Raw genomic sequence first — 26,113 nt, 5'->3', positions numbered from 1 at the left:
CGCCGGTACCCGCCCTCTGTGCTGGGTGAGCACCAGCTCACCTCAGCGCGAGCACCATCGAGTCGGACGGGGACGCCCAGACTCCGCGCGCCTCGGCGAAGCCCGCCGCCCGCAGGGTGCGGGCGTGCCAGTCGAGCGAGGGGAGCTCTCCGTCGGCATGCTCGCCGTAGATCTCGAACCGGCGTGCCGTCGGGGCGGCCAGCACCGGGTCCTCGGCGGCCAGAGCCCACCACTCGGCCCAGTCGAGCACCCCGGCGGCCTTGGCCCGGTCCATGGCGGCATGGCGCTGGGCCCGCTCGGCGGCGTTGATCCGGGGCGTGGTCTCGTCCTTCATATGGTCGGCGTTCATGAAGACCCCGCCGTCCGCGACAAGCCCGGCGAGCTGCCCGTACAGGGTTGCCAGCGGGCCGAGGCGCAGCCAGTGCAGTGCGGTGGCGGTGAGGACGGCGTCGTACGAGTCGTGCGGCAGTGCCGCGGTCCAGTCCGGATCGGTGAGATCCGCGCTGACGAAGGTGGCGCGGTCGTCGCCCGCGAAGTACCCCTCGGCGATGGTGAGCAGCGCCGGGTCCTGGTCGACCCCGACGCTCACCGCGCCGGGGAACCGCATGAGCAAACGGCTCGTGATACTTCCCGTACCGCACGCGAGGTCCAGGACCCTAGGCTCGGGTCCGACGACGGCCTCGACCATGTCCAGCATCACCCGGAAGCGTTCCTCGCGGTCGGGCAGGTACCACTCCTGCTGCCGGTCCCAGCTTTCCTGCCAGGCCCGCCAGTCGGTGGTGGTCTCTGCGTGTGCCGTGCTCGCCGCTGATTCCGTCACGGGAAACCCTCCCAAGTAATACCCTGGACGCAGAGGTATCCATTACCTCCCGGACGCTGACACTAGACCCGATCCGTAAGGACTACAAGTGGAACTGGCCCATTACTCGGACTACGCCGTGCGTCTGGTCAACACCGAAGAGCCCACCCGCAACAAGGACACGCTCACCTCCGTGGAGGCGGTCCGTGAGCTCTTCGGCCCATCCGTCCAGGCCGCCCGGCGCGCCACGGACGCGGACGTGACCCGGTTCCGCTCCGTACGGGCCAGGCTGCGCGCGGTCTTCACCGCGGCCGACGAGGGTGACCACACCCAGGCCGTCGACCTGCTCAACTCACTGCTGCTGGAGTTCCCGGTCAGCCCTCAGATCTCCGGTCACGAGCTCCTTGACGACGAGGGCCTCCCGCGCTGGCATATGCACCTGGCCGAGCATCCGTCCAACGCGACCACGGGCTACGCGGCGATCGCCGCGATGGGCCTGGCCTTCCACCTCACCGAGTTCGGCGCCGACCGGCTCGGCCTCTGCCAGGCCGCCCCCTGCCGCAACGCCTACCTCGACACCTCCACCAACCGCTCACGGCGCTACTGTTCCGACCGCTGCGCCACCCGCGCCAACGTCGCCGCGTACCGCGCACGCAAGCGCCTGGAGACCGAGCGGTCGCCGGACACCGGCCGCACGGCGGACACCAACCAGAGCGCGCGCGAGCGCAGCGAGCCCTGATCCGCGGCGCGCGGCCGGTAGCGGACCCGGACCCGACCGAGGAGCAGTTCGTCGGGCACCACCCCGAACAGCCTGCTGTCCCCCTCCGTGTACGGGTTGTCGCCCAGCACCCACCAGCCGCCCTCACGGCGCTCGACGAGCCGCTTCACGATCAGCAGATCCTGCTGCAGCGGATGCCGCATCACCGCGACGTCCCCCACCCGGACCACGGCCCCGTAGCGCACCAGCAGCCGGTCGCCGTGCGCCAGCGTGGGGTACATGGAGGGCCCCGTCACCTCCGCGACCCCGAAGCGCGCTCCGGGCTCCCGCCCCAGGTCCGTCATCGTCCACCTCTCGGCTCCCACCGTACGTTCCACGGGGTCCCGGCACGCCCCGGACTTTTGACCTAAGCCCCAGGGGCGCTCGCGAAAACGTGTCTCTCACGGAGTAATGTCCCACCTGAGAAGACGATCACGAGGAAGGACAGCTCAATGCTCTCCCGCCTGTTTGCCCCCAAGGTGAAGGTCAGCGCGCACTGCGACCTCCCCTGCGGCGTGTACGACCCGGCCCAGGCCCGCATCGAGGCCGAGTCGGTCAAGGCCGTCCAGGAGAAGATGGCCGCCAACGACGACCCGCACTTCCAGGCCCGTGCGACGGTCATCAAGGAGCAGCGCGCGGAGCTCGCAAAGCACCACGTCTCGGTGCTGTGGAGCGACTACTTCAAGCCGCCGCACTTCGAGAAGTACCCGCAGCTGCACCAGCTGGTCAACGACACCCTGAAGGCGCTGTCCGCGGCCAAGGGGTCCACCGACCCGAAGACGGGCGAGAAGGCGCTGGAGCTCATCGCCGAGATCGACCGGATCTTCTGGGAGACCAAGAAGGCCTGATCTCGGATCATGCCCATTGACCTACGGTTTCCCTGAGCCCTGGTCTTGCAGTCCGCACCCGGTCCGCGGGCCGCCGAGCACGACATCGGCGTCCATGGCGGATCGGGTGCGGTCTTCTGCGGTGGAGCGGCGGTGGGTAGCGCGGGTCAGGCGCTTTCGAGTACGCGCCGACCGAAGTCCGCCCCCTGGGGCAGTTGGTGTCGGATACGCCCGAGCGCCTCGTCGAAGTCGCCGCCCGCGATTCCGGATTCGTATACCGCGCCGCCGAAGTGCAGGGTGAGATTGAGATCGACCCGGTCCGGCCGTCCGCCGGGCCCGCGTTCACCGAGCGTCAGCAGGCAGCTGAGCGTGGCGTGATACCCGGTCCCGGCCAGGGTGATGGGCAGTGGCAGATCCCATTCCAGTACGCAACCGGCGAGCGGCTCACCTGAGTCAGCTGCGGTGAGGGCGGCGAAACCCGAGCCCTCATACGCGATCTCCCTGATGCGGGTGTGCACTTCCCGCCCGTTGGCGGCGACCGTGATGGCGATCGCTTCCGCACCCCGGCGGTCCCGGTACCAGCCGGTCCATACGTCCGTCGACTCCGATGACATGGCGCGGACTGTAGCGGTATGACCGGCTCCGCAGTACAGCCGGTCACCCCTTCGAATGCATCGAACGCCCGAACGGAGCACCAGAAGCCGACTTACGGCTGCCCTTCGGTGTCCCTGGCGTGGTCATGCTCGGCCGGCCGGGCGGGCACCGCCGGCTCTTCGGCACTGAGCGCACAGGCCGTGTTGTGGCAGGGTCCCGGCACCCACTCGGGGACGAACGCTCCGAGGACCTTACGCCGCTTGATGACGGTACCGACAGGCCTCCCGCAGGCCGGGCACACGTACTCGGCCTCCGGGCTGCGGACGGTCCGACGCCCTTCGCTGCCCATGCGTTCCAGGATAGGTCGGCGCGCTCAGGATGGACACCTGGTGTACTTCCGCACGACCGCACCGTTGCCGAACGCGCGCACCATGTCCAGAGTGAAGTCGGTGAGGGTGAATCCGGAGCCGAACATCGGCATCCCTGACCCGTATACCTGCGGATAGGTCTTGATCACGAGCTCGTCGATCTCGTCGATCAGCTCGCCGGCGACCTCCGAGCCACCGCACAGCCAGATGCCGAGTCCGCCGTCCTCCGCCTTGAGCTCGCGAACCGCGGCGGCGAGGTCGCCTGACAGGATCCGCACATTCGGGTCGGGGGACACCTCGAGGGTGCGGGAGGCCACGTACTCGCGCAGGTGGCCGTACGGGCTGGTCATTCCGGCGTCGAGGCCCAGCTGATAGCTGCCGCGGCCCTGGATCACCGTGTCGAAGTGCACGTTCTCCAGCCCGTCGAGACCGAGCAGCCTGCGCCCCTCGGCCGAAACGGTCTCCGGGTACTCCGTCTTGAGGTACTCCAGGAACTCGGCGTCGACGAAGGCGAACATGGATGAGGCGTCGCCCTTCGGATCACCGATGTAGCCGTCGATCGAGCAGGCGATGAAATATGTGAGCTTTCGCAAACCAGTTCCTCCCGTTGCAACCACTACACTTAGAGTGCTTCATGTGTAGTGGTTCGTAAAGAGCGTTTTCCAGACAGCCCGAGTGAAGAGGAGGTGGCCGCGAAGGTGGCCAGAAACCCTGAGCGCAGGATCGCGCTGGTGGACGCCGCCATCGAGGTGCTCGCCCGTGAGGGAGCCCGCGGTCTCACCTTCCGGGCCGTGGACGCCGAGGCCGGGGTACCAGCCGGGACGGCGTCCAACTACTTCGTGAACCGCGATGACCTGTTCACCCAGGCAGGAGCCCGGATCCATGTGCGGATGACCCCGGACGCCGCCGAAGCGGAGGTGGCGATGCGGCCGGCACCGACCCGCGGGCTGTACGTCGATCTGATGCGCTGGCTGGTGCGGCGGATGGCCGCCGAACGCACCGGCTACCTCGCCTTCCTGGAGCTGCGCCTGGAGGCCACTCGTCGCCCGGCGCTGGCGGCCGAGCTCAACAGGGCGGTCCGTGCCGAGTTCGACGCGAACCGCATGCTGCATCTCGACTCGGGCCTGCCGGGCGACTCGGATGTCTTCCTGACCCTCTATCTGGCGATGACAGGGCTGATGCTCGAACACTTCACCCTGCCCGAAGTGCTCGCCGACCAGGAGCTCGACGAGCTCGTGGCGACCGTGGTCCACCGGATCATCCCGGAGGACTGACCCGCGGCCCGCCGGATTCCCCGTGGCCCGTCAGACGCCCGCTGGCGCGGTGGCGGGCTCCCGCCACATAGGCCACATGAGCGGGCCGTCCGGCAGCTCGACCTTGCGGTCCGTGAAAGCGAACCCAAGGCGTTCGTAGAGCCTGCTGCTACGGGCGCTGCTCGCCTCCAGATACGCGGGGACCCCCTCCCGGTCGCAGCGCTCCAGCACCGGGGCGATCAGCGCGGTGCCGAGCCCCTCGCCCTGGCGCTCCGGGGAGACGGCGATGAGCAGCAGATACTCATGGGCCCGGTCGTGCGGATGGACCTCGCCAGTGAGCCGGCCGACGAGTTCGGCCCGCTCGTTGTCCGGGTCCGCCGCCTCGCGCATCCGGGCCGGTGTGTCGTCGTCGGCGTCGGGCGGCCCCGCGGGCACCTGGAGCCAGAGCGCCGCGGCCGTCCCGTCCTCCGCCATGTCCACCCGCCCCTCGGTGAGTGCGGTGTCGAGGAAGAACCCCATGAACACGCCGTGCACCTTGCGACGGTGGTTCTCGTCAGGGAAGACCCAGTTGCTCACCGGATCGTCCATGAAGGCCTCGTCAAGCAGCCGTGCCACCGTCTCACGGTCGCCCGCTCCAGCCTGCCGTATACGTACGCCGTCCATGTCCGGGCCTCTCCGCGCTCGATCAACCGGTCGCAGAGATACTAGAGTTGAGGCCAAAGCCCGGACCCCGGCCGTGGCCGGAAAGCTCCACCCTCAGCGACTGCGCCGGGTGACGAATTCGGCGAGCGCCAGCAGATCACCGGCCGCCGCGAGGTCCGGAACCGCCCGGGACAACTGCTGCACCGCCCGCGCCATCCGGTCCGCCGCCTCCATCTGGGCCCAGTCCCGCCCGCCTGCCCGTTCGACCGCGTCGGCCGCGCGGCGCACGGATTCCGAGTCCATGGGACGTTTGTAGAGCTCCGCCAGCTCCCTTCCCGCCTCCGTGCCCGAGCTGAGGGCCGCGACCACCGGGAGCGACTTCTTGTGCGCCGCGAGGTCGGCCCCGGCGGGCTTTCCCGTGCACTCCGGGTCGCCCCAGATCCCGATCAGGTCGTCGATGAGCTGGAACGCCAGGCCTGCCTCCCGTCCGAAGGCGTCCATGGCCGCGACCTCTTCCTCGCCCGCCCCCGCATAGACGGCACCCAGGGCGCAGGAGCACCCCAGCAAGGCTCCCGTCTTCGCCGTGGCCATCGCGAGGCACTCGTCGAGGGACACCTGGTGCGGGTCGAGTTCCTCGAAGGCGCAGTCGGCCTGCTGTCCCGCACACAGCTCGATCACACAGGCCGCGAGCCGGGCGGAAGCCGTCCCGGCGGCAGGGTGCCTGTCCTCGGCGAGCAGCCGCAGCGCGAGTGCGAGCATGGCGTCACCCGCGATGATGGCGTCGGGCGTACCGAAGACGGTCCACGCGGTGGGACGGTGCCTGCGGGTGCGGTCCTCATCGATGACATCGTCGTGCAGCAGGGTGAAGTTGTGTGCGAGTTCGACCGCGGCTGCCGCCCGCACCGCGTACTGCGCGTCCCCACCGAGGGCCTGGGCGGCGGCGAGCACCAACGCGGGCCGGATCGCCTTGCCCGCTGAGCCGGCGGCCGGACTGCCGTCGGCGTGCTCCCAGCCGAAGTGGTACATCGCGATGCGCCGTATGGACCCGGGCAGTGACTCCACGGTGTCCCGCAGACGTGGCGTGACTGCCGTCCTGGTGCGTTCCAGGAGTGCCGCGGCCTCCTGGCCGTCGGTGGCGGTGTCCGTACCGGTCATCGTCACGGTGTCTCCCTCTGCCGTGGGGTGGGGCGGGGGCGCCGGTGGGCGGAACGGCCGCCCCCGCGGGTGGGGGGTGGGGATTGCGGAACCTGAGGCCCTACCGCCAGCGGCTCACCTCGACGTTCTCCAGCACGCCGAGGGCGTCGGGCACCAGAACGGCGGCCGAGTAGTAGGCCGTGACCAGGTACGAGATGATCGCCTGCTCGTCGATGCCCATGAAGCGCACGGACAGGCTCGGCTCGATCTCATCGGGAATTCCGCTCTGCCGGAGCCCGACCACGCCTTGGTCGTCCTCGCCCGTACGCATACAGATGATGGAGGTCGTCCGGGCGTCCGAGATCGGGATCTTGTTGCAGGGGAAGATGGGCACCCCGCGCCAGGCCGGGATGCGGTTCCCGCCGATGTCCACGGTGTCCGGGTAGATACCCCGCTTGGTGCACTCGCGCCCGAAGGCGGCGATGGCTCGCGGGTGCGCGAGGAAGAGCTTGGAGCCGCGCCGGCGGGACAGCAACTCGTCCATGTCGTCGGGACCGGGCACCCCGTCGTGCGGCTGGAGCCGCTGCTCGTAGTCGCAGTTCGCCAGGAGCCCGAACTCCCTGTTGTTGATGAGCTCGTCCTCCTGGCGCTCACGCAGCGCCTCCACCGTGAGCCTCAACTGCTGCTCGGTCTGGTTCATCGGCCGGTTGTAGAGGTCGGCGACCCTGCTGTGCACCTTCAGAACGGTCTGAGCGACACTCAGCTCGTATTCACGGGGCGCCGCTTCATAGTCGACGTAGGTATGCGGCACGACCGCCTCGCCGATATGACCCGCCGACAGGTCGATGGCAGCCTCACCGTACTTGTTGGTGCGCTGGTGAGGCAGGGACACCATCGACACCAGATGCGCGGCCAGCGTTTCGGCACGGTCGGCGAGGCTCAGCACATCCTGGCGGGTCAGCTGGAGCACCACGCACGAGGTGGCGGCCCTGGCCGTGGAGTCCCACACCGCGTCGCCGTCGACCAGCGACCGGTCACCGAGGTAGGAGCCGTCGGCCAGGACCCCGAGCACCGCCTCGTCGCCGTAGGGTCCGGTGCCGATCTGCTCCACCCGTCCATGGGCGATCAGGAACACCCGGTCCGCGGTCTCCCCCTTCGTGGCCAGCACCTCACCGGGCGCGAACTCCCGCTGCCGGCACCGCTGCGCCAGCTCGGCCAGCACCGCCGGGTCCTCGAAGCCTCGGAGCGAGGGAAGCTCCCCGAGCTCCGCCGGGATGACCTGGACCTGGCCCCCGGTCTGGATGAAGGTGACCCTCCCGTCGCCCACGGAGTAACTGAGACGGCGGTTCACCCGGTATGTACCGCCCTGGACCTCTACCCACGGCAGCATCCGCAGCAGCCACCTGGAGGTGATCTCCTGCATCTGGGGCGCTGACTTGGTGGTGGTCGCCAGGTTCCGCGCGGCGGCCGTACCAAGACTCTGCTGCGGCAACGCCGCGTCCTGGCCACCGTCGCGTACCTCGTCGCCAACCGAACCGACCGAACCGACCGACATGCGACTCCTCGCAATCAGAACAATCATGGTTTGACCTGCGCGAAGAAGCTTTCCATCACGGAGAGTGCGGACGCCATTACACAAATGAGTGGGACTAGTCCCGCACCAGCGGGGCATGGCGGGGCGTTTCCACTCGCCCAGCCCAGCCTGGAGGCACAACCTGACGCGGGCGCGACAATGGCCAGGTGAACGCGATCGACCTCGGCAGCCTCCGGCCCCGGCTCCCCTCCCCTTTGGAGCCGGTCGACGACGAGCGCTTCACCCGGCACGGGGTCAGACTGCTACTCAAGCGCGACGACCTGATCCACCCGGCCCTCCCCGGAAACAAGTGGCGCAAGCTCGCACCGAATCTGACCGCCGCGGCAGGCCGGCCCGTGCTGACCTTCGGCGGGGCGTACTCGAACCATCTGCGCGCCACCGCCGCCGCGGGCCGCCTGCTCGGCTTCCCCACCATCGGGATCGTCCGCGGTGAGGAACTCGCCGACCGCCCCCTCAACCCCTCACTGGCCCGCTGTGCGGCGGACGGCATGCGGCTGCGCTTCGTGGACCGGGCCACGTACCGCCGCAAAGACGTACCCGACGTACTGACGTCGCTGGTCGAGCGGTTCGGCGGCGAGGGGCGGGAGGCTTACGGCGACTGCTACGTCGTCCCCGAAGGGGGGAGCAACGCCCTGGCCGCGCGAGGCTGCGCGGAGCTCGGGCGCGAGCTGTCCGGCGTCTCGGACGTGGTCGCCGTGGCCTGCGGGACGGGCGGGACCCTCGCCGGGCTGGCAGCCGGGCTGGCCCCCGCTCCCGAGGGACGGCCGGAGAGACCTGCGAGAGCCCTCGGCGTCCCCGTACTCCGGGGCGGATTCCTCGCCGAGGCCGTCAGTTCCCTCCAGCGGCAGGCCTTCGGCGGCCGGGCGGGCGACTGGTGGCTGGACGAGCGGTTCCATTTCGGCGGCTACGCACGGACCACTCCGGAGCTGGACGCCTTCGCCGCGGACTTCGAGCAGCGGCATGGACTGCCCGTCGAACGCCTCTACGTCGCCAAACTGCTGTACGCCCTCGTCACCCTCACCGGCGAGGGCGCGTTCCCGCCCGGGACGACCGTGACCGCCGTGATCACGGGAAGCCCGGATCCGGTAGCGGGGCGACCACCGGGGCGGACCGCTCAGTCCGCGCCCTCCCGGTAGGCGGCTGCCTCCTCCAGGTCGAGCCGCCTCAGCAGCGTGCGCATCATCTCGTCGTCGATCCGCCGCTCGTCGCGCAGCTGTACGAAAACCGCCCGCTCAGCGTCGATCACCTCACGCGCGAGCCGCCGGTAGGTGTCATCGGCGGACTCCCCCGTGATGGGGTTGCCTGCCCCCAGCCGCTCCCACACGGCGTTCCTCCGGCGCTCCAGCACCCCGCGCAGGCGGTCGGCCAGCGGGCCCGGAAGCGTGTTGCGTTCGTCGGCCAGCAGCTCGTCAAGGCGCTCCTCCGCCTTCCGGGACGCCTCGCTCTGCGCCTGGGCCTCGGCGAGGGTCTCGGCCTGTGCGTCACGGCCGGGCAGCCTCAGCGCCCGGATCAGCGGCGGCAGGGTGAGGCCCTGCACGACCAGGGTCCCGATGACCGTCGTGAAGGTCAGGAACAGCACCAGGTTGCGGGCCGGGAACGGCTCCCCGCCATGGACGGCGAGCGGGATCGAGAAGGCGATCGCCAGCGAGACCACTCCGCGCATCCCGGCCCAGCCCACGACCACGGGCGCCTTCCAGTTCACCCCGGGCTCACGCTGTCTGATGCGGCTCGACAGCGCCCTCGGCAGGAACGTGGCGGGGAAGACCCATACGTAGCGGATCACCACCACCATGGCGAACACGGCGACGGCGTACCAGAGGGCCTGCCCCACGCTGTAGTCCCCTAGGCCCTGGACCACGTACGGCAGTTGGAGGCCGATCAGCATGAAGACCGAGGTCTCCAGGAGGAAGGAGACCATCTTCCACACGGCTGCTTCCTGAAGGCGGGTGGCGAAGTCCACCTGCCAGGCCCGGTGCCCGAGGAAGAGCGCGACGACGACGACGGCGAGCACCCCGGACGCCCCGACCTGCTCGGCGGCGGCGTAGGCGACGAAGGGGATCAGCAGCGACAGGGTGTTCTGGAGCAGCGCCTCCTTCAGATGGGTACGCAGCCAGTGGATCGGCACCATCAGGATCAGCCCGACGACGATCCCGCCGACGGCCGCGAGCAGGAACTCACCGATCGCCCCCGCCCAGGTCACCCCTACGCCGATGGCGGCGGCCAGCGCCACGCGGTAGGCGGTGATCGCGGTGGCGTCGTTCACCAGGGACTCACCCTGGAGGATTGTGGTGATGCGGTGCGGCAGTCCGAGACGTCGGGCGATCGCGGTGGCGGCCACCGCGTCCGGGGGTGCCACGACGGCTCCGAGCACCAAGGCGGCGGTCAACGGCAGATCGGGCACCAGGAGATAGGCGAGGTAGCCGACGGCCAGGGTCGCGAACAGCACATAGCCGACGGAGAGCAGGGCGATCGGCCGGATGTTGGCCCGGAGGTCGAGATACGAGCTCTCCAGCGCGGCCGTGTGCAGCAGCGGAGGCAGCACCAGCGGCAGCACGATGTGCGGGTCGAGGGTGTACGAGGGCACACCGGGTACGTACGAGGCGGCCAGCCCCACGGTCACCAGCAGCAGCGGCGCGGGCACCGGTGTCCTGCGGGCCGCCGCGGCGATCACGGCGCTCGCCGCGATCAGCGCCACCAGGGGAAGTGCTTCCATATCAGCGACCTCACGTCCGTGACGCTCGCCCGTCACGCTCTGCTGTTCGTCGTAGTCTGGCAATCATGAGCGAGTGCCTCCATGTTCTCGACCTCCCGCGCCCCGAGCCCGCACAATTGAGCGACACCTGCCGGGAATGCCTGGCGGACGGAACGCACCCCGTGCAGCTCCGGCTCTGTCTGTACTGCGGGCATGTGGGCTGCTGTGATTCCTCGGTGAACCGGCATGCCAGCCGGCACGCCGAAGAGGAGGGGCACCCCGTCATCCGGACCCTGGAGCCAGGGGAGCGCTGGCGCTGGTGCTACCCGGACGGTTCGATCGTCTGAGGTCTGGGTACGTCAACCCTCCGCCGGCTTATCTCAATTGGGCGGCGCATACCCCTAGCCACTGTGCGTACCCATAGACTTACCATGAGTGACAACGTCGGGTAAGGGTCCGGCGACACGGCACCATGGATCGCGATAGCGTCGCCAGTCCAGGTAACCGACTGCGTACCGACGCGCAGCAACCGGCTCCGGGACCGTCTTCCCGGGGCCTCGATCGACCTTGTGCCACCTTGGAGGTGAGGGTGTCCCAGATCGCAGGCGAGCCCGGGAACCAGGACTTCGTGGAAGTCCGGCTGCCGGCTGCGGGTGCCTACCTTTCCGTGCTGCGTACGGCCACCGCCGGCCTCGCGGCACGCTTGGACTTCACCCTCGACGAGATCGAGGACCTGCGCATCGCGGTCGACGAGGCCTGCGCGATCCTGCTCCAGCAGGCCGTCCCGGGTTCCGTCCTCAGCTGCGTCTTCCGGCTCGTCGACGACTCCCTGGAGGTCACGGTCTCGGCCCCGACCACCGACGGCCGCGCACCGGAGCGCGACACCTTCGCCTGGACGGTGCTCTCGGCACTGGCCGGCAAGGTCGACTCCTCCGTGGCCGACGACCGTACGGTGTCCATCAGCCTGTACAAACAGCGCGGCGCGGGACCCGGGCCGGCGTGAGGGACGGGGACGGTCCGGTGCGTGACGAGGAGCGCGTTCCCGGTACGCCGCACGACGGACGTGCGGCCCCGGCGGATCCGGGGTACGCCCCAGCAGGCATCCCGGAGCAGCAGGCCAGGCCCCACCCGGCGGTGGACGGACATGACGGCGTACCGGCCGCGGCAGAGGCGGCGGAGCAGGCGCAGGCTGGGGGTACCTCCCAGGCGAAGGACTGGGGGAGGGCGGCCCATATGAGCGAGCAGCACGAGCAGCACTCCGAGAGCCACGCGGATCGCGCGGACAGCCCGGACCAGGCGGGTCGCGCCGACCGGGCGGAGACGGATCGCGCCGACCAGGCGGGGCGCGCGGACAGGGATCGCGCACACCCCGGACCGAACGGCCGGAACGACGACCGGAGCGAGGCCCGGTCGATGTTCATCACGCTGCGCGGACTGCCCGAGGGCTCCCCCGAGCGCGCCGAGCTGCGCAATCAGCTGGTGCGGATGCATCTGCCGCTGGTCGAGCATCTGGCCCGCCGCTTCCGCAACCGAGGCGAGCCGCTGGACGATCTGACACAGGTCGCCACCATCGGCCTCATCAAGTCGGTGGACCGGTTCGATCCGGAGCGGGGCGTCGAGTTCTCCACGTACGCCACACCCACGGTCGTCGGCGAGATCAAGCGCCACTTCCGTGACAAGGGTTGGGCGGTGCGGGTGCCGAGGCGGCTCCAGGAGCTGCGGCTGGCGCTCACCACCGCGACGGCGGAGCTGTCCCAGCAGCACGGGCGCTCACCGACCGTTCACGAGCTCGCCGAACGGCTCGGCATCTCCGAGGAGGAGGTCCTGGAGGGCCTGGAGTCGGCCAATGCGTACTCCACGCTGTCCCTTGACGTGCCCGACACGGACGACGAGTCACCGGCGGTGGCCGACACCCTGGGCGCCGAGGACGAGGCGCTGGAGGGGGTCGAGTACCGGGAGTCCCTGAAGCCGCTGCTGGAGGGTCTGCCACCGAGGGAGAAGCGCATCCTGCTGCTGCGGTTCTTCGGGAACATGACGCAGTCGCAGATCGCGCAGGAGGTCGGGATCTCGCAGATGCACGTGTCGCGGCTGCTGGCGCGGACGCTGGCGCAGCTGCGCGAGAAGCTCCTGGTCGAGGAGTAGGCGCTGCGCTTGCGGCGGGGTCCGGGGTGCCTACGGGTGCCCCGGACCCGTGGACCTCGCGTCGCGTGGCGGACAGGTTTTGCGGCCTGCCTCACCCCTTCTTCCAGAGCCTGCGGCCTGTGAGGCACACCCAGGTGGGCTGGACTGTCCGCCGTCGGTCTCCGGAGCCCCAGGTCAGGCTGGGCAGACGGGATCGCCCCACACCATGCGGCCTCGCAAGGTCCGCTATCCGCGCCGGAGGCCCAGTTCGCGGGTGGTCGAGGGGCTGAGCAGCAGGGCCAGGCCGGTCAGCGCGACGACCGCCAGTGCGATCCCGGCAGGGATCATCGCGCCGGATGAGCGGAGCAGGGTCCAGGCCACGGGAAGGGCCATCAGCTGGGTGATGATCGCCGGGCCGCGGCTCCAGCCGCGGCGCAGCAGCAGGCCGCGGGCCGCCAGCAGCGGGATGACGCCAAGGGCGATCAGCGTGGCGCCGCCTGACTCCGCCTGGGAGGTGCTCTCCGGGGCGCCGAGGAGACCGCTCACCAGCAGGTAGACCCCGCCGACGACAAGCGCCAGCGCCTCCAGCGCGCAGACGGCAGCCGCGGCGGTAAGCCGCGGCGGGCGGGGGCCGGGCACGGCGGCGGAGGACGGCTCGACGGGCTGCTCGGGGGTCTGGTCAGCGCTGCTCACCCCAGAAGGGTAGCCCTCGGGCAGACCGGACCTTGGCGGGACCGGGATGGGACGGGACGGCGCCGGACCCCGGCGGGTAACACCCGGTACCCCCCGGTAGGTACTCTGGCGGCCATGCGCGCACTCCTCGTGGTCAACCCGGCAGCCACCACCACCAGTGCCCGCACCCGTGATGTCCTGATCCACGCCCTCGCCAGCGAGATGAAGCTGGAAGCCGTCACCACGGAGTACCGCGGTCACGCCCGCGACCTCGCAAGGCGCGCGGCGGAGTCCGCCGACATAGACCTGGTCGTGGCACTCGGGGGTGACGGCACCGTCAACGAGGTCGTCAACGGGCTGCTGCACGCCGGCCCCGAACCGGACGCGCTCCCCCGGCTCGCCGTGGTCCCCGGCGGCTCCACCAATGTCTTCGCCCGCGCCCTCGGGCTGCCCAACGACCCGGTCGAAGCGACCGGCGCCATTCTGGACGCGCTGAGCCTGCGCAGTGAGCGCACCATCGGGCTCGGGCTCGCGTCCGGCACGCCGGGTACGGAGGACGAGGGTGCGCCGCCTCGCTGGTTCACCTTCTGTGCCGGTTTCGGCTTCGATGCCGGAGTCGTCGGCCGGGTCGAACAGCAGCGCGAGCGCGGCAGGAGGTCGACACACGCCCTCTACATACGCCAGGCCGCCCGTCACTTCATGAACGACCCGCATCGCCGCCAGGGCGCGATCACCCTTGAGCGTCCCGGCGCGGAGCCGGTGCGTGATCTTGTGCTGTCCATAGTCTGCAACACGTCACCCTGGACCTACCTGGGCAATCGCCCGGTGTACGCCGCGCCCGACGCCTCGTTCGACACCGCTCTTGACGTCCTCGGGCTGCGACGGCTCTCGGCACCCGCGCTGGCCCGTTACGCGACCCAGCTGCTCACCTCGACCCCGGAGCGCGGCCCTCGCGGCAAGCATGTGGCGTCACTCCACGATGTAGCGGAGTTCACCTTGCATTCGAAGGCCCCACTGCCCTTCCAGATGGACGGTGACCATCTGGGCCTGCGTACGAGCGTGACGTTCACAGGCGTTCGCCGTGCACTGCGTGTGATTGTGTGAGTGGAAGACCCCGATCTCCTTACAGTCGAACGTTTAGACGCCGATCCACCCCATAGAAGTACGGCTGTGATCTAGTCGACACCAAGGAATCAAAAAAAACTTTCCAGAAGGGGTTGTATCCGCCGCCGAGGTTTGCGAATCTCTACGTGGCGATCGGGACAGCCCGCAGGATCGGCACCCCAGAGAGCCAGAACCCCTCCTCATCCCAGGACCGCAACCAGTTCAACTGGGCGTTGGCCCTTCCCTTGCGGAGGGATTCGTGAAAGCGTTCACATTCACAAGCAATCAGTATGTAATACCAAGAGAGGTAGCAGCCATGGACTGGCGTCACAACGCCGTTTGCCGCGAGGAAGACCCCGAGCTGTTCTTCCCCATCGGCAACACCGGTCCTGCGCTGCTGCAGATCGAGGAAGCCAAGGCCGTCTGCCGCCGCTGCCCCGTCATGGAGCAGTGCCTGCAGTGGGCGCTCGAGTCCGGCCAGGACTCCGGCGTCTGGGGTGGCCTCAGCGAGGACGAGCGGCGCGCGATGAAGCGCCGCGCTGCTCGTAACCGGGCGCGCAACGCCAGCGCCTGATCGCCACCGCTATGAGCCTGAGGCCGGCGGCGCGTACGGCGAGTACGCATTCACCGCCCCCGAGCCGCAGCGCGCAGCAGTAACTCACAGCGTTCGAGCCCCGGTCCTTATCGATACGCACCGGGGCTCGCTGCTTTGTCCGCAGCCTTCTGCCGGCGGTCTGCGGAATGGTTACTTCTGGCTCTGCACGGGGATGTCGAGGACCACGTGTGTGCCGCGTCCCGGGGCCGGCCTCATGTCGAAGGAGCCGCCGAGCTCCCCCTCCACCAGGGTTCTCACGATCTGGAGCCCGAGATTGCCGGCCCGCTGCGGGTCGAAGCCCTCGGGCAGCCCCCGGCCGTCGTCCTGCACGGTGATCAGCAGCCGCTCGGCACCGCGGGGCCCGCCGCGCACCGCCGTGACATCGACCGTGCCCTGCTCCCCCGGCGCGAAGGCGTGTTCGAGGGCGTTCTGCACGACTTCGGTGAGCACCATCGAGAGCGGGGTGGCCACCTCGGCGTCGAGGATTCCGCAGCGACCGCTGCGGCGGCAGACCACCTTGCCCGGGGCGATCTCGGCGACCATCGCGAGCACCCGGTCGGCGATCTCGTCGAACTCGACCCGCTCGTCGAGATTGTGGGACAGCGTCTCGTGCACGATCGCGATGGAGCCGACCCGGCGGACCGCCTCGTTGAGCGCCTCCTTGCCCCGTACCGAATCCATCCGGCGGGCCTGGAGGCGCAGTAGGGCGGCCACGGTCTGGAGGTTGTTCTTGACCCGGTGGTGGATCTCCCGGATGGTGGCGTCCTTGGTGATCAACTCCCGCTCGCGCCGCCGGAGTTCGGTGACGTCCCGGAGCAGCACCAGGGAGCCGATACGCGGCCCCTTGGGCTTGAGCGGGATGGCCCGCAGCTGGATCACCCCGCCGTTGCCCTCGACCTCGGTCTCCCGGGGCGCGTAGCCGCTGGCCAGCTTGACCAGGGCTTCGTCGACCGGCCCTCGGGACGGCGCGAGTTCCGCGGTGATCTTCCCGAGGTGCTGTCCGACCAGGTCGGCGGCGAGCCCGAGGCGGTGGTACGCGGAGAGCGCGTTGGGCGAGGCGTACTGCACGACTCCGTCGGCGTCGAGGCGGATCAGCCCGTCACCGGCACGGGGGGAGGCGTCCATGTCGACCTGCTGGTCGGGGAACGGGAAGGCACCCGCGGCGATCATCTGGGCGAGGTCGGACGCGGACTGGAGGTAGGTGAGCTCCAGCCGGCTCGGGGTGCGGACCGTGAGCAGGTTGGTGTTCCTGGCGATCACGCCGAGGACCCGGCCCTCACGCCGCACCGGGATGGACTCCACCCGGACCGGCACCTCCTCTCGCCACTCCGGGTCGCCCTCGCGGACGATACGGCCCTCGTCGAGCGCCGCGTCCAGCATCGGGCGGCGCCCGCGCGGAACCAGATGACCCACCATGTCGTCCTGATAGGAGGTGGGCCCCGTGTTGGGGCGCATCTGGGCGACCGAGACATAGCGTGTGCCGTCCAGGGTGGGGACCCACAGGACCAGATCGGCGAAGGAGAGATCGGAGAGCAGCTGCCACTCCGAGACCAGCAGATGCAGCCACTCGAGGTCTGATTCACTCAGAGCGGTGTGCTGGCGTACGAGATCGTTCATGGAGGGCACCTTGTGAGCGTACCCTCGGTGTGAACCGGACAGACCGTGGCTCCGTGATGAAGGATGACCTCGGACTTCTCTCCGTGTGGATGTCTAGTCCACAATGAACGGCAAAGCCTCCGCCCTCCCCGCACAGGAGGGTGGACCCGGGTGCCCGCGCTCTCTGCCCTGACTGCGCGGACGCCCTCCCAACGGCCGTACGGGAACGCACACCCGTCGGCCGGGTAACTCCGGGCTGCGGTGCCGGACGGGTTGAGGGTCCCGTCCCGGCGCCGCGGCCCGCGGGTGTTTTCGCGGCTGTTTCCGGAGCCCTTCTGGTACATTGGTCTATACCAGATGTCTTTCGTGTCTTCCGGCGATAGGCGGGCCCAGCGTGGAAGTCGTCATAGTCCCGGACGCCGAGGCCGGGGGCGAGCTCGTCGCCCGGGGCATCGCGGATCTCCTGCGCCGCAAGCCCCGCGCGCTGCTCGGGGTGGCCACCGGCTCGACCCCGCTGCCTGTGTACGAGGCCCTCGCGACTCTGGTGCGGGCGGGGCTGGCGGACATGTCACAGGCCCGGATCGCCCAGCTCGATGAGTATGTGGGCCTGCCCTCGGGGCACCCCGAGTCCTACCGCTCCGTCCTGCTGCGCGAGGTCGTCGGACCGCTCGGGCTGCGGCCCGACGCCTTCATGGGCCCCGACGGTACGTCCCCGGACCTGCCGGCCGCCTGCGCGGCGTACGACACGGCGCTCGCCGATGCCGGCGGAGTGGACCTCCAACTGCTCGGGATCGGGACGGACGGGCACATCGGGTTCAACGAGCCGTGCTCCTCACTCGCGTCCCGTACAAGGGTCAAGACACTCACGCACCAGACCCGGGCGGACAACGCGCGCTTCTTCGACGGCGACATCGGGCAGGTGCCGCAGCACGTGATCACCCAGGGCATCGGCACCATCCTGGAAGCCCGCCACTTGGTGCTGCTCGCCACCGGCAAGGGCAAGGCGGAGGCCATCGCGTCGGCCGTGGAGGGCCCGGTGGCGGCGGTCTGCCCCGCCTCCGCGCTACAGATGCATCCGCACGTGACGGTGGTGGTGGACGAGCCGGCGGCGTCCGGGCTGCGGCTGGCCGGGTACTTCCGCCACGCGTACGCGAACAAGCCCGCATGGCAGGGGTTGTAGGGCGGGTCCGCGGTGTCCCTCGCGGCCGTGTGCAGCACACCGCGTGACCGCGATCCTAGAGGCGACCGCAGATCGCCTCCGCCGCCGCGACGCCGCACACCCGGGCCGCGCCGAGTGTCGCCACATGGAGGGCGCCGCGCGGTGGGGCCTGGTCCAGGCCCATCTCGACCACGATCGTGTCAGGGCGGGCGGACAGCAGTGCGTCGAGGGCGGACAGCATCCACGGGTGGCGATGGGCGTCGCGGACGACCGCGACCACGCGCCGGCCGCCCGCCGCCCGCAGCACCTGGTCGGTCGAGGCGGACCCGGCGTACGTGTCCGTACGGGTGCCGGGGAACATCCGGGCCAGTTCGGCGGCAACGCCCCACGGAGTCTCGTCACCCACGGCGATATTGGCCGCAGGGGTGAAGGCGGCCACGTAGGGGGCGGAAGTCAGGGATTCACGGGGGCCCGTCCCCGGGGTCACCCGTACCGCACGGCGCGCCGCCGCGAGGCCGATGGAAGCGGGTTGCGGCGCCGCGGAGCTCCTTTCGGTGCCGGGCGCGGTCCCCTCCTGTGAAGCCGCGCCCGGCTCCGATGCCGCCCCCCTGGCCCCCCTGGTCCAGTCCGCGAGCGCGCGCACGCGCGCGGCCGCGTCGGCCAGTCGTTCCTCGGGCAGCTCGCCCTGCCGTACCGCGTTGACGAGCGCGTCGCGCAGTCGCAGCACGGTGTCCTCGTCGGCCAGGCCGCCACCGACACAGATCGCGTCGGCACCGGCGGCGATCGCGAGGACACTGCCGCGCTCGATCCCGTACGTCGCGGCGATGGCCTTCATCTCCATACCGTCGGTGACGATCAGGCCGTCGAAACCCAGCTCCTGACGCAGCAGACCGGTAAGAATCCGCGGGCTCAGGGTCGCCGGGTGATCGGGGTCGAGCGCGGGTAGCAGGATATGCGCGCTCATGACCGACTTGGAACCCACTTCGATCGCCGATTGGAAAGGCAGCAGCTCACGGGAGCGCAAAGTGGCCAACTCCACATCGATCCGCGGCAGTGCGTGATGTGAATCGACCGAGGTGTCCCCGTGTCCGGGGAAGTGCTTGGCGCACGCGGCCACCCCCGCCGACTGCAAGCCCTGGACGTAGGCGGCGGTGTGCCGGGCGACCAGCGCCGGGTCGGAGCCGAAGGAACGCACCCCGATCACGGGATTGTCCGGGTTCGAATTGACGTCGGCCGACGGCGCCCAGTTCAGGTCCACCCCGCAGGAGGCGAGCCGCCTCCCGAGCGCGGCTGCCACCTGCCGGGTGAGCTCGGTGTCGTCCACGGAACCGAGGGCGTAGTTGCCGGGGAAGGACGAGCCGGTACGGACTTCCAGCCGGGTGACATCCCCGCCTTCCTCGTCGATGGCGACGAGTACGTCGTCGCGCTCGGCCCGCAGCCGGGCGGTGAGGGCGGTGAGCTGCTCGGACGAGGTGATGTTGCGGCCGAACAGCCCCACGGCGGCGAGGCCCTCGCTGATCCGCCGCAGCAACCAGTCGGGCGCGCTGGTGCCGGTGAAGCCGGGCTGGAGGACGGCCAGGGCGTCCCGGGTGAGTGCGTCGGCGCGGTGCGCGAACGTGGTCATGGGGTGTACGTCATCCCTTCACCGCGCCGGCCGTCAGGCCCGCGGCCATCTTGCGCTGGACGAGGAGGAAGAGGATCACGATGGGGACGGCCATCATCGTGGCGCCGGCCATCATCGGGGCGTATTCGGTGCCGTGCTTGGTGGTGAAGTTGCCGAGCCAGACGGTGGCGGTCTGGTTCTGCTGGCTCATGAGCATCAGGGCGTACAGGTACTCGTTCCACGCCTGGATGAACGCGTACACGGACGTCGCCACCATGCCAGGTGCCAGTAGTGGAAAGACCACCCGCAGGAAGGCGCCCGCGCGGGTGCAACCGTCGACCATCGCGGCCTCTTCCAGCTCCCGGGGGATGTTGACGATGAAGCCGCGCAGCGTCCACACGGTGAACGGGAGGACGAAGGTCAGGTACGTGATGATCAGACCGGTCAGCCTGTCGTACTGACCGAGGTCGTTCAGCAGCAGGAACACCGGGATGATCATGGCGACCAGTGGCACCATCTGGACGGCCAGGATGCCCACGATCACGATCTTCCGGCCGCGGAAGGCGAACCGTGAGATCGCGAGCGCGGCGAGCATCCCGACCACGATCCCGATGGCGACCACGGCCAGCGACACGATGAGGCTGCGTCCGACCGGGCCCCAGAAGTCGGCCACATCCAGTGCCCGGGAGAAGTTCTCGGCCGTGAGGGTCCGGGGGAAGAAGTGCGGGTCCGGGTCGATGGCGTCCCTGGCCGGCTTGAAGGCCGTGTTGAGCATCCAGTAGACGGGAAAGCCCGCGGTGGCGAACACCAGCAGTCCCAGCAGGTTCCAGCCGAGTCCGCCCCGGGCCGTGGCCGGTCTCCTGGCGGCGCGCACGGCCGCGCGTTCTGCCTGTTCGGCCTGTTCGAATTGGTCGGGCTGTCGGGGCTGTTCGGCCACGGCACTCACTCGGCTTCTCCGATCTTGAGCATCTGGCGCATGTAGACCGCGACCACACCGAGCAGCAGCAGCACGGTGACCAGGGCGATCGCCGAACCGCCGCCGTAGTCGTTGACCACGAAGGCCTTGTCGTACGAGTAGGTCGTCAGGAGCTGGAACTCCGCCTCGGGGTGGCCGTTGCGCATCACGAACACCTGCGGGAACACGCCCATGTCCCAGATCACCGAGAGCGTCGTCAGCATCACGATGATCGGTTTGAGGACCGGGAGGGTGACATAGCGGAAGACGCCCCACGCGCCGGCGCCGTCAAGGCGGGCCGCCTCCTCCAGTTCCCTGGGCACCTGGGTGAGTCCGGCGCTGAGGGTGATGGCCACGAAGGGCACGGCCCCCCAGACGACCAGCAGCATGATGACGGTGAGGCCCTCGGGCCCACTGGCGAACCAGTTGTGCCCGCTCATATCGACCCCGGGAAGCCGGCTGAAGAGCCAGTTGAGTACCCCGTAGTCGGTGTCGAACAGCCATTTGAAAATCGCGGTGGCGACGATGACAGGCATACCCCAGCTCGCGACCAGCGCGATGTTGATCAGCGTCCTGACCCAGCCGGAGACCCGCTGGAGCAGCAGCGCGATCAGCATCCCGAGCACCATGGTGAGCACCACGGCGCCGGCGGCGAAGAGCACCGTGCGGACGACCACCGCCCAGAACTCGCCGTCACCGAGAATCCCGGTGAAGTTGGCGAAGCCCACCGACTCGGGTTCCTGGAAGCCCCAGAGCTGCGGCTGGCCGAACTTCTGGAACGAGAGGGTGACCAGCCGGGCCAGCGGATAGCCGAGTACGAGCAGCAGAACGGCCAGACAGGGCGCGAGCAGCGCCCATGGCAGCCCGGCTCCACCACCCCCGCGACGCCGGCGCCGCACTCCCCGCTGTCCCGGCGCACCGGTCCCCCGGGCCACCCGGCCGGTACCCGCTGGCTCCGACTGTCGTGCGGGCGGCACCTTGGCGGTGGATGTGTCTGCGGCACTCATCGGCGCTCCTCAACGACGTGTCGCCTCAACGACGTACGGGAGCAGGGCCCCTTCGCCGGGCCGGCGTACCGGTCGGCCGAAGGAGCCCTGCCGGGGGCGGCGGTCACTTGGTGTTGATGACCTTGTCGATCGCCTCGTCCGCCGCCTTCGCGGCTTCCTCGACCGACTTCTTGCCGGTGCCGATCTCCTGGAGCATCGTCTTGAGGATCTGGGCCTTCTCGACCTGGCCCCAGCCCGGTGCCATAGGGACGAACCAGCTGGACTCGGCAGCGGTGGCGGGAACCGCCGTCTTGGGGTCGCTCTTGAGCGGGGCGAGGTCCGTCTTGTTGTTGGGCAGATTGCCCTTGGCGACCAGGCCCTGCTGCCCCTGGGCCCCGGTGAAGGCGTTGATCCACTCGGCGGCCACGGTCTGCGCGTCGGATTTGACCGGGATGGCGAGGTCGGAGCCGCCCAGGAAGACGGGGAGGTTGCCGCCGGACGGCCCCGGCATGACGAAGTTCTCGAGGTTGCCCTTGAGTTTGCCGGTCTTGTCGTTCTTCGGGTCCTCGGCGGTCGCGCCCTCCCAGGCCGCGCCGAAGATCATCCCGGCGTTGCCCTGGCCGTAGACGATGTAGCGGTCCGACTCGTCCTTGGTCTTGTCGGCCTTCATATAGGTGTCGAGCACCTTCTTGTACTCGTTCAGGCCCTTGAGGGACTCGGGCGAGGAGAGGTCGGCCTTCCACTGATCGCCCTCCTGCTTCGCGATGGCACCACCCGCGTCGTAGACGAAGGACATCGCGGCGTACCAGTCGGGCGAAGGCTGGTACCAGGCGCTGAACTTGGGGCCCTTCTTCGCCTGGATCCGGTCCAGGGAGGCGGTCAGCTCCGCGTATGTCTTCGGCGGGGACTTCACTCCGGCCTCGGCGGCGACGTCCTTGCGCCAGTTGCCCACCCGGCCGCCGGCGTAGTACGGCACGCCGTACGTCTTGCCCTGGTAGCTCACGGACTCCTTGAGGCCGTCGAGCCAGGCGTCCGACTGCTCGAACCGCTTGGGGTCGATCTCGGCGAAGGCGCCGTTCACCACATAGCCGAGCATCTCGGTGTTGCCCATCTCGACCACGTCGGGGGCTTTGTCGGTAGCGAGTACGGCGTCGAGCTTGGCGTTCTTGTCGGGCCAGCCGTAGTACTCGTGCTTGATGGTGAGGCCGGGGTGCTTCCTGACGACCGCGTCGTCGGCCGCCTTGACCAGCTCGGGCCAGTTGTTCTGGGCGTCGACGGTCAGCCAGACGGTGAGTTCCTTGACGTCGGCCCCCGCCTTGTCCCCGCCCTTGCCGCTGTCGGTACCGCACGCGGCTATACCGACCACCATGCCCGCGACACCGATCGCCGCGATGAGCTTGCGCTTCACGCCACCCTCCTCAGGGATGCTGCAACCCCCATGGCCTTATTGGTTTAGACCAGTAAGCGGAGCTTGGCCTAGACCTTTTGGGGTGTCAAGGGTGTATAAGAAGGGCTGTCGCGTCCGTTACCGGACCGACATCTGAGGGAGGGCGACGACCCGTCACCGGACCGTGCCACCATGTGATCCGCAACCAACGGAGGAGCCGGTGACGGCAGCAGCACACGAGTCGGGGAGGCGGAGCATGGCCATGGACGGGGGCAGCACGGAGGTCGAGAACGGGACGGCGACCCGTTCGGCCCGCGTGCCCAAGTACTACCGGCTCAAGAAGCACTTGCTCGAAATGACGGAGACGATGCCGCCCGGCACACCCGTACCCCCCGAGCGCACTCTCGCCACGGAGTTCGACACCTCACGCACCACCGTGCGCCAGGCCCTCCAGGAGCTGGTGGTCGAAGGCCGCCTCGAACGCATCCAGGGCAAGGGGACGTTCGTCGCCAAGCCCAAGGTCTCCCAGGCCCTCCAGCTCACCTCGTACACCGAGGACATGAAGGCACAGGGCCTTGAACCCACCTCCCAGCTGCTCGACATCGGCTATGTCACCGCCGATGACTCACTCGCCGGACTGCTCGACATCGCACCGGGCGGGCGGGTTCTGCGGATCGAGCGGCTGCGGCTGGCGAGCGGGGAGCCGATGGCGATCGAGACCACGCACCTGTCGGCGAAGCGCTTCCCCGCGCTGCGCCGGTCGCTGGTGAAGTACACCTCGCTCTACACGGCGCTCGCCGAGGAGTACGACGTGCGTCTGGCCGAGGCCGAGGAGACCATCGAGACCTCGCTGGCCTCCCCGCGCGAGGCGGGGCTGCTGGGTACAGATGTGGGCCTGCCGATGCTGATGCTGTCACGGCACTCGCTGGACAGGAACGGCGAACCGGTCGAATGGGTACGGTCGGTGTACCGCGGCGACCGCTACAAGTTCGTGGCGCGCCTCAAGCGCCCCCAGTCGGACTGACGCTCCAGGCCGCCGCATACGCGGGCCGCCTTCCGCCGTCGCGACGAGCGGTCGGTTTCAGGCGTTGAGCGGTCGGTTCCGGCCGTTCAGCGGCCGTGCCGACCGCCCGGCGATTACCTGTCCGGTATCCGGAACACAGGGTTCCCACACGCGAATCCATCCCCTAGATTTCCTGCGCGCTACAGCAGCTCAGCTGATCGGCAACACAGCTGATCAGCGAGGCAACCGAGGGAACGAGGGAACGGAGTCGCTCATGTCGGAAGTACCCGCGGGGAGCAGACCGGCCGTCACACCGGTACGGGTGGTGGTGGCCCTCTGCCTGATCGCGCCGTTCGTCGCGATGCTCTGGGTCGGTTCGTATGCGAAGACCGACCCGGCGTTCGCCGGAATCCCCTTCTTCTACTGGTACCAGATGCTCTGGGTGCTCATCTCGACCGTGCTGACGATGGTCGCGTTCCAGCTGTGGCAGCGTGACCAGCGCGAAAGGCGCGCCCAGCGTGAGCAGTACGCCGCCACCCGCCGCGAGCAGGAGCAGGAAGGGGTGTCGCTGTGAAGGACGGTGTCAACGGCGTCGCACTCGCCGTCTTCGTCTTCTTCTTCCTGGCCGTCACGGTCATGGGCTTCCTGGCCTCACGCTGGCGCCGGGCTGAGAACGAGAACAGCCTGGACGAATGGGGCCTGGGCGGGCGCTCGTTCGGCACGTGGGTGACCTGGTTCCTGCTCGGCGGCGACCTCTACACCGCGTACACCTTCGTCGCCGTGCCGGCGGCCATCTACGCGGCGGGCGCGGCGGGCTTCTTCGCGGTGCCGTACACCATCCTCGTCTATCCGCTGATCTTCACGTTCCTGCCCCGCCTGTGGTCGGTCTCGCACCGGCACGGCTATGTCACGACATCGGACTTCGTCCGCGGACGCTTCGGCTCCAAGGGCCTCTCGCTGGCGGTGGCGCTCACCGGCATCCTCGCGACGATGCCGTATATCGCGCTCCAACTCGTCGGCATCCAGGCCGTACTGGACGTGATGGGCATCGGCGGCGGCGAGAACACCAACTGGTTCATCAAGGACCTGCCGCTGCTGATCGCCTTCGGTGTGCTCGCGGCGTACACCTACTCGTCCGGACTGCGGGCGCCCGCGCTGATCGCGTTCGTGAAGGACACGCTCATCTATGTGGTGATCGCCGTCGCGATCATCTACATCCCCATCAAATTGGGTGGTTTCGGCGAGATCTTCGCCAAGGCGGGCGACACGCTCTCGCAGACCAATCCGAAGACCGACAAGCCCTTCGGGGCCTTGGTGCCGGGCGAGGTGGGTCACTGGGGCTACGCCACGCTGGCACTCGGGTCCGCGCTGGCGCTGTTCATGTATCCGCACTCGATCACCGCCACGCTGTCCTCGCGCAGCCGTGAGGTGATCCGGCGCAACACGACCATACTGCCGCTCTACTCGCTGATGCTGGGGCTGCTCGCGCTGCTCGGGTTCATGGCGATCGCGGCCGGTGTCAAGGTGGCCAACGGGCAGCTCGCCATTCCGCAGCTGTTCGAGAACATGTTCCCCGACTGGTTCGCGGGGGTGGCATTCGCGGCCATCGGTATCGGTGCGCTGGTACCTGCCGCGATCATGTCGATCGCCGCGGCGAATCTGTTCACCCGGAACATCTACAAGGACTTTCTCAAACCGGACGCGACCCCAGAACAGGAGACCCGGGTCTCGAAACTGGTGTCGCTGCTGGTGAAGGTGGGCGCCCTGGCGTTCGTGCTCACCATGGACAAGACGGTCGCCATCAACTTCCAGTTGCTGGGCGGCATCTGGATCCTCCAGACGTTCCCGGCCCTGGTCGGCGGACTGTTCACCCGCTGGTTCCACCGCTGGGCGCTGCTGGCCGGCTGGGCCGTCGGCATGCTCTACGGCACGATGGCGGCCTACGGGGTCGGGAGCCCGACCCAGAAGCACTTCGGCGGTTCGTCCGCGGAGATCCCGGGCATCGGCGAGATCGGCTACATCGGTCTGACGGCGTTCGTGCTCAACGTGCTGGTGACGGTGGCCCTCACCTTCGTACTGCGCGCCGCCAAGGCCCCGGACGGTGTGGACGAGACCTCCCCCGAGGACTACACGGCCGACGCGGGAGACCCCGGGGTCAGCGCCACCATCGAGATGAATATGGCCGACGTGGCCGGTGACCAGCTGCGGCTGCGCCCCACCGGTGAGGTCGGCGAGGCGGGCATGGTCGTCGTCCTGCCGCTCGGCCCGGGCG

Annotated in this window: 27 protein-coding genes and 1 pseudogene; 13 read left to right on the top strand and 15 right to left on the bottom strand. The window is 69.2% G+C overall.

Going from position 1 to position 26,113, the window contains the following annotated elements; all coding sequences use genetic code 11:
• Nucleotides 1-37 precede the first annotated feature (37 nt).
• Nucleotides 38-820, bottom strand: a complete 783-nt coding sequence (locus tag ACFWI9_RS23305) for a class I SAM-dependent methyltransferase (RefSeq protein WP_387164808.1) — start codon at nt 818-820, stop codon at nt 38-40.
• A gap of 88 nt (nt 821-908) precedes the next feature.
• Between ACFWI9_RS23305 and ACFWI9_RS23300 the strand changes: the two genes are divergently transcribed.
• Nucleotides 909-1,538 carry a CGNR zinc finger domain-containing protein gene (locus ACFWI9_RS23300; protein ID WP_387164807.1) on the top strand — a complete coding sequence of 210 codons (630 nt, stop codon included), beginning with the start codon at nt 909-911 and terminating at the stop codon, nt 1,536-1,538.
• Here the strand turns inward: ACFWI9_RS23300 and sodX are convergent.
• Nucleotides 1,445-1,861, bottom strand: a pseudogene (sodX, locus tag ACFWI9_RS23295) (nickel-type superoxide dismutase maturation protease); the annotation flags it as partial. The gene ACFWI9_RS23300 and the pseudogene sodX sit on opposite strands and share 94 nt — an antisense overlap.
• Nucleotides 1,862-2,008: 147 nt before the next feature.
• Here sodX and sodN point away from each other — a divergent pair.
• Complete coding sequence (sodN, locus tag ACFWI9_RS23290; RefSeq protein ID WP_387164806.1) at nt 2,009-2,404, top strand: superoxide dismutase, Ni; 396 nt, start codon at nt 2,009-2,011, stop codon at nt 2,402-2,404.
• A 146-nt stretch (nt 2,405-2,550) separates the two neighbouring features.
• Here sodN and ACFWI9_RS23285 read toward each other — a convergent pair whose 3' ends face one another.
• The 3 genes from ACFWI9_RS23285 to ACFWI9_RS23275 form a co-directional block, all read right to left on the bottom strand.
• Nucleotides 2,551-2,997: a DUF6304 family protein gene (locus tag ACFWI9_RS23285; protein WP_387164804.1), complete on the bottom strand. Its 447-nt coding sequence runs from the start codon at nt 2,995-2,997 to the stop codon at nt 2,551-2,553.
• Between the two features lie 92 nt (nt 2,998-3,089).
• Nucleotides 3,090-3,326 (bottom strand): hypothetical protein, encoded by a 237-nt coding sequence (locus ACFWI9_RS23280; protein WP_387164802.1) that lies wholly within the window; start codon nt 3,324-3,326, stop codon nt 3,090-3,092.
• 24 nt (nt 3,327-3,350) lie between these two features.
• Entirely contained in the window at nt 3,351-3,938 is a 588-nt protein-coding gene (locus ACFWI9_RS23275) for a dihydrofolate reductase family protein (RefSeq protein WP_387164801.1), read from the bottom strand.
• 105 nt (nt 3,939-4,043) lie between these two features.
• Between ACFWI9_RS23275 and ACFWI9_RS23270 the strand changes: the two genes are divergently transcribed.
• Entirely contained in the window at nt 4,044-4,619 is a 576-nt protein-coding gene (locus ACFWI9_RS23270; protein ID WP_387164799.1) for a TetR/AcrR family transcriptional regulator, read from the top strand.
• A gap of 30 nt (nt 4,620-4,649) precedes the next feature.
• Here ACFWI9_RS23270 and ACFWI9_RS23265 read toward each other — a convergent pair whose 3' ends face one another.
• From ACFWI9_RS23265 to ACFWI9_RS23255, 3 genes are all read right to left on the bottom strand, one after another.
• A complete protein-coding gene (locus ACFWI9_RS23265) occupies nt 4,650-5,261 on the bottom strand; it encodes a GNAT family N-acetyltransferase (RefSeq protein ID WP_387164796.1) in 612 nt (203 codons plus the stop codon).
• Between the two features lie 93 nt (nt 5,262-5,354).
• Nucleotides 5,355-6,395: a family 2 encapsulin nanocompartment cargo protein polyprenyl transferase gene (locus tag ACFWI9_RS23260; RefSeq protein WP_387164793.1), complete on the bottom strand. Its 1,041-nt coding sequence runs from the start codon at nt 6,393-6,395 to the stop codon at nt 5,355-5,357.
• Between the two features lie 100 nt (nt 6,396-6,495).
• The gene (locus ACFWI9_RS23255) at nt 6,496-7,929 is read right to left on the bottom strand and encodes a family 2B encapsulin nanocompartment shell protein (protein ID WP_387164791.1); all 1,434 of its coding nucleotides are present in this window, start codon (nt 7,927-7,929) and stop codon (nt 6,496-6,498) included.
• 185 nt (nt 7,930-8,114) lie between these two features.
• Here ACFWI9_RS23255 and ACFWI9_RS23250 point away from each other — a divergent pair, with 185 nt between their 5' ends.
• Complete coding sequence (locus tag ACFWI9_RS23250) at nt 8,115-9,104, top strand: 1-aminocyclopropane-1-carboxylate deaminase/D-cysteine desulfhydrase (protein WP_387164790.1); 990 nt, start codon at nt 8,115-8,117, stop codon at nt 9,102-9,104.
• Here the strand turns inward: ACFWI9_RS23250 and ACFWI9_RS23245 are convergent.
• Nucleotides 9,083-10,681 carry a Na+/H+ antiporter gene (locus tag ACFWI9_RS23245; RefSeq protein ID WP_387164787.1) on the bottom strand — a complete coding sequence of 533 codons (1,599 nt, stop codon included), beginning with the start codon at nt 10,679-10,681 and terminating at the stop codon, nt 9,083-9,085. The two genes, ACFWI9_RS23250 and ACFWI9_RS23245, sit on opposite strands and share 22 nt — an antisense overlap.
• Nucleotides 10,682-10,746: 65 nt before the next feature.
• On the opposite strand from ACFWI9_RS23245, the gene ACFWI9_RS23240 reads away from it, so the two are divergent.
• From ACFWI9_RS23240 to ACFWI9_RS23230, 3 genes are all read left to right on the top strand, one after another.
• Nucleotides 10,747-11,007 carry a UBP-type zinc finger domain-containing protein gene (locus tag ACFWI9_RS23240; RefSeq protein ID WP_387164785.1) on the top strand — a complete coding sequence of 87 codons (261 nt, stop codon included), beginning with the start codon at nt 10,747-10,749 and terminating at the stop codon, nt 11,005-11,007.
• Between the two features lie 242 nt (nt 11,008-11,249).
• Entirely contained in the window at nt 11,250-11,663 is a 414-nt protein-coding gene (locus tag ACFWI9_RS23235; RefSeq protein ID WP_067163834.1) for an anti-sigma regulatory factor, read from the top strand.
• Nucleotides 11,660-12,802, top strand: coding sequence for a SigB/SigF/SigG family RNA polymerase sigma factor (locus ACFWI9_RS23230; RefSeq protein ID WP_387164783.1), 1,143 nt, complete (start codon nt 11,660-11,662; stop codon nt 12,800-12,802). The genes ACFWI9_RS23235 and ACFWI9_RS23230 overlap by 4 nt, the downstream gene beginning before the upstream one ends.
• A gap of 225 nt (nt 12,803-13,027) precedes the next feature.
• On the opposite strand, the gene ACFWI9_RS23225 is transcribed toward ACFWI9_RS23230, so the two are convergent.
• Nucleotides 13,028-13,474 (bottom strand): hypothetical protein, encoded by a 447-nt coding sequence (locus tag ACFWI9_RS23225; protein WP_387164781.1) that lies wholly within the window; start codon nt 13,472-13,474, stop codon nt 13,028-13,030.
• A gap of 114 nt (nt 13,475-13,588) precedes the next feature.
• On the opposite strand from ACFWI9_RS23225, the gene ACFWI9_RS23220 reads away from it, so the two are divergent.
• Together ACFWI9_RS23220 and ACFWI9_RS23215 are read left to right on the top strand one after the other, a co-directional pair.
• Nucleotides 13,589-14,557: a diacylglycerol/lipid kinase family protein gene (locus ACFWI9_RS23220; RefSeq protein ID WP_387164779.1), complete on the top strand. Its 969-nt coding sequence runs from the start codon at nt 13,589-13,591 to the stop codon at nt 14,555-14,557.
• Between the two features lie 316 nt (nt 14,558-14,873).
• Nucleotides 14,874-15,131 (top strand): WhiB family transcriptional regulator, encoded by a 258-nt coding sequence (locus ACFWI9_RS23215; protein ID WP_003953983.1) that lies wholly within the window; start codon nt 14,874-14,876, stop codon nt 15,129-15,131.
• Between the two features lie 171 nt (nt 15,132-15,302).
• Here ACFWI9_RS23215 and ACFWI9_RS23210 read toward each other — a convergent pair whose 3' ends face one another.
• A complete protein-coding gene (locus tag ACFWI9_RS23210) occupies nt 15,303-16,769 on the bottom strand; it encodes a sensor histidine kinase (RefSeq protein WP_387164776.1) in 1,467 nt (488 codons plus the stop codon).
• A gap of 373 nt (nt 16,770-17,142) precedes the next feature.
• Here ACFWI9_RS23210 and nagB point away from each other — a divergent pair, with 373 nt between their 5' ends.
• Nucleotides 17,143-17,928: a glucosamine-6-phosphate deaminase gene (gene nagB / locus ACFWI9_RS23205; RefSeq protein ID WP_387164774.1), complete on the top strand. Its 786-nt coding sequence runs from the start codon at nt 17,143-17,145 to the stop codon at nt 17,926-17,928.
• Nucleotides 17,929-17,983: 55 nt separating this feature from the next.
• Here the strand turns inward: nagB and ACFWI9_RS23200 are convergent, their stop codons facing one another.
• From ACFWI9_RS23200 to ACFWI9_RS23185, 4 genes are all read right to left on the bottom strand, one after another.
• Nucleotides 17,984-19,531: a glycoside hydrolase family 3 protein gene (locus ACFWI9_RS23200; protein WP_387164771.1), complete on the bottom strand. Its 1,548-nt coding sequence runs from the start codon at nt 19,529-19,531 to the stop codon at nt 17,984-17,986.
• A 10-nt stretch (nt 19,532-19,541) separates the two neighbouring features.
• Entirely contained in the window at nt 19,542-20,384 is an 843-nt protein-coding gene (locus ACFWI9_RS23195) for a carbohydrate ABC transporter permease (RefSeq protein ID WP_387164810.1), read from the bottom strand.
• 68 nt (nt 20,385-20,452) lie between these two features.
• Complete coding sequence (locus tag ACFWI9_RS23190; protein WP_387164770.1) at nt 20,453-21,472, bottom strand: carbohydrate ABC transporter permease; 1,020 nt, start codon at nt 21,470-21,472, stop codon at nt 20,453-20,455.
• Between the two features lie 103 nt (nt 21,473-21,575).
• Nucleotides 21,576-22,859, bottom strand: coding sequence for an extracellular solute-binding protein (locus ACFWI9_RS23185; protein ID WP_387164768.1), 1,284 nt, complete (start codon nt 22,857-22,859; stop codon nt 21,576-21,578).
• Nucleotides 22,860-23,094: 235 nt separating this feature from the next.
• Here ACFWI9_RS23185 and ACFWI9_RS23180 point away from each other — a divergent pair, with 235 nt between their 5' ends.
• The 3 genes from ACFWI9_RS23180 to mctP all read left to right on the top strand — a co-directional run.
• On the top strand, nt 23,095-23,862 hold the full coding sequence (locus ACFWI9_RS23180) for a GntR family transcriptional regulator (RefSeq protein WP_387164765.1): 768 nt from the start codon (nt 23,095-23,097) through the stop codon (nt 23,860-23,862).
• A gap of 253 nt (nt 23,863-24,115) precedes the next feature.
• Nucleotides 24,116-24,415: a DUF3311 domain-containing protein gene (locus ACFWI9_RS23175; protein ID WP_387164763.1), complete on the top strand. Its 300-nt coding sequence runs from the start codon at nt 24,116-24,118 to the stop codon at nt 24,413-24,415.
• On the top strand, nt 24,412-26,113 hold a 1,702-nt coding region (gene mctP / locus ACFWI9_RS23170; protein WP_387164760.1), incomplete at its 3' end, for a monocarboxylate uptake permease MctP. The genes ACFWI9_RS23175 and mctP, both read left to right, overlap by 4 nt.

It is taken from the genome of Streptomyces sp. NPDC127084 (assembly GCF_042724175.1).
In the GTDB taxonomy this organism is placed as follows: Bacteria; Actinomycetota; Actinomycetes; order Streptomycetales; family Streptomycetaceae; genus Streptomyces.
Note: the sequence above shows the minus strand (reverse complement) of the source record. Positions and strands in the feature narration are given on the sequence as shown.

What these genes read in the sequence shown, in the direction of transcription:
- ACFWI9_RS23210 (WP_387164776.1), bottom strand. Translation starts at nt 16,769, where the DNA reads ATGAACGATCTCGTACGCCAGCACACCGCTCTGAGTGAATCAGACCTC.
- ACFWI9_RS23175 (WP_387164763.1), top strand. Translation starts at nt 24,116, where the DNA reads ATGTCGGAAGTACCCGCGGGGAGCAGACCGGCCGTCACACCGGTACGG.
- sodN (WP_387164806.1), top strand. Translation starts at nt 2,009, where the DNA reads ATGCTCTCCCGCCTGTTTGCCCCCAAGGTGAAGGTCAGCGCGCACTGC.
- ACFWI9_RS23200 (WP_387164771.1), bottom strand. Translation starts at nt 19,531, where the DNA reads ATGACCACGTTCGCGCACCGCGCCGACGCACTCACCCGGGACGCCCTG.
- ACFWI9_RS23190 (WP_387164770.1), bottom strand. Translation starts at nt 21,472, where the DNA reads ATGAGTGCCGCAGACACATCCACCGCCAAGGTGCCGCCCGCACGACAG.
- ACFWI9_RS23255 (WP_387164791.1), bottom strand. Translation starts at nt 7,929, where the DNA reads ATGTCGGTCGGTTCGGTCGGTTCGGTTGGCGACGAGGTACGCGACGGT.
- ACFWI9_RS23260 (WP_387164793.1), bottom strand. Translation starts at nt 6,395, where the DNA reads ATGACCGGTACGGACACCGCCACCGACGGCCAGGAGGCCGCGGCACTC.
- ACFWI9_RS23220 (WP_387164779.1), top strand. Translation starts at nt 13,589, where the DNA reads ATGCGCGCACTCCTCGTGGTCAACCCGGCAGCCACCACCACCAGTGCC.
- ACFWI9_RS23285 (WP_387164804.1), bottom strand. Translation starts at nt 2,997, where the DNA reads ATGTCATCGGAGTCGACGGACGTATGGACCGGCTGGTACCGGGACCGC.
- ACFWI9_RS23280 (WP_387164802.1), bottom strand. Translation starts at nt 3,326, where the DNA reads ATGGGCAGCGAAGGGCGTCGGACCGTCCGCAGCCCGGAGGCCGAGTAC.
- ACFWI9_RS23180 (WP_387164765.1), top strand. Translation starts at nt 23,095, where the DNA reads ATGGCCATGGACGGGGGCAGCACGGAGGTCGAGAACGGGACGGCGACC.
- ACFWI9_RS23245 (WP_387164787.1), bottom strand. Translation starts at nt 10,681, where the DNA reads ATGGAAGCACTTCCCCTGGTGGCGCTGATCGCGGCGAGCGCCGTGATC.
- ACFWI9_RS23265 (WP_387164796.1), bottom strand. Translation starts at nt 5,261, where the DNA reads ATGGACGGCGTACGTATACGGCAGGCTGGAGCGGGCGACCGTGAGACG.
- ACFWI9_RS23240 (WP_387164785.1), top strand. Translation starts at nt 10,747, where the DNA reads ATGAGCGAGTGCCTCCATGTTCTCGACCTCCCGCGCCCCGAGCCCGCA.
- ACFWI9_RS23215 (WP_003953983.1), top strand. Translation starts at nt 14,874, where the DNA reads ATGGACTGGCGTCACAACGCCGTTTGCCGCGAGGAAGACCCCGAGCTG.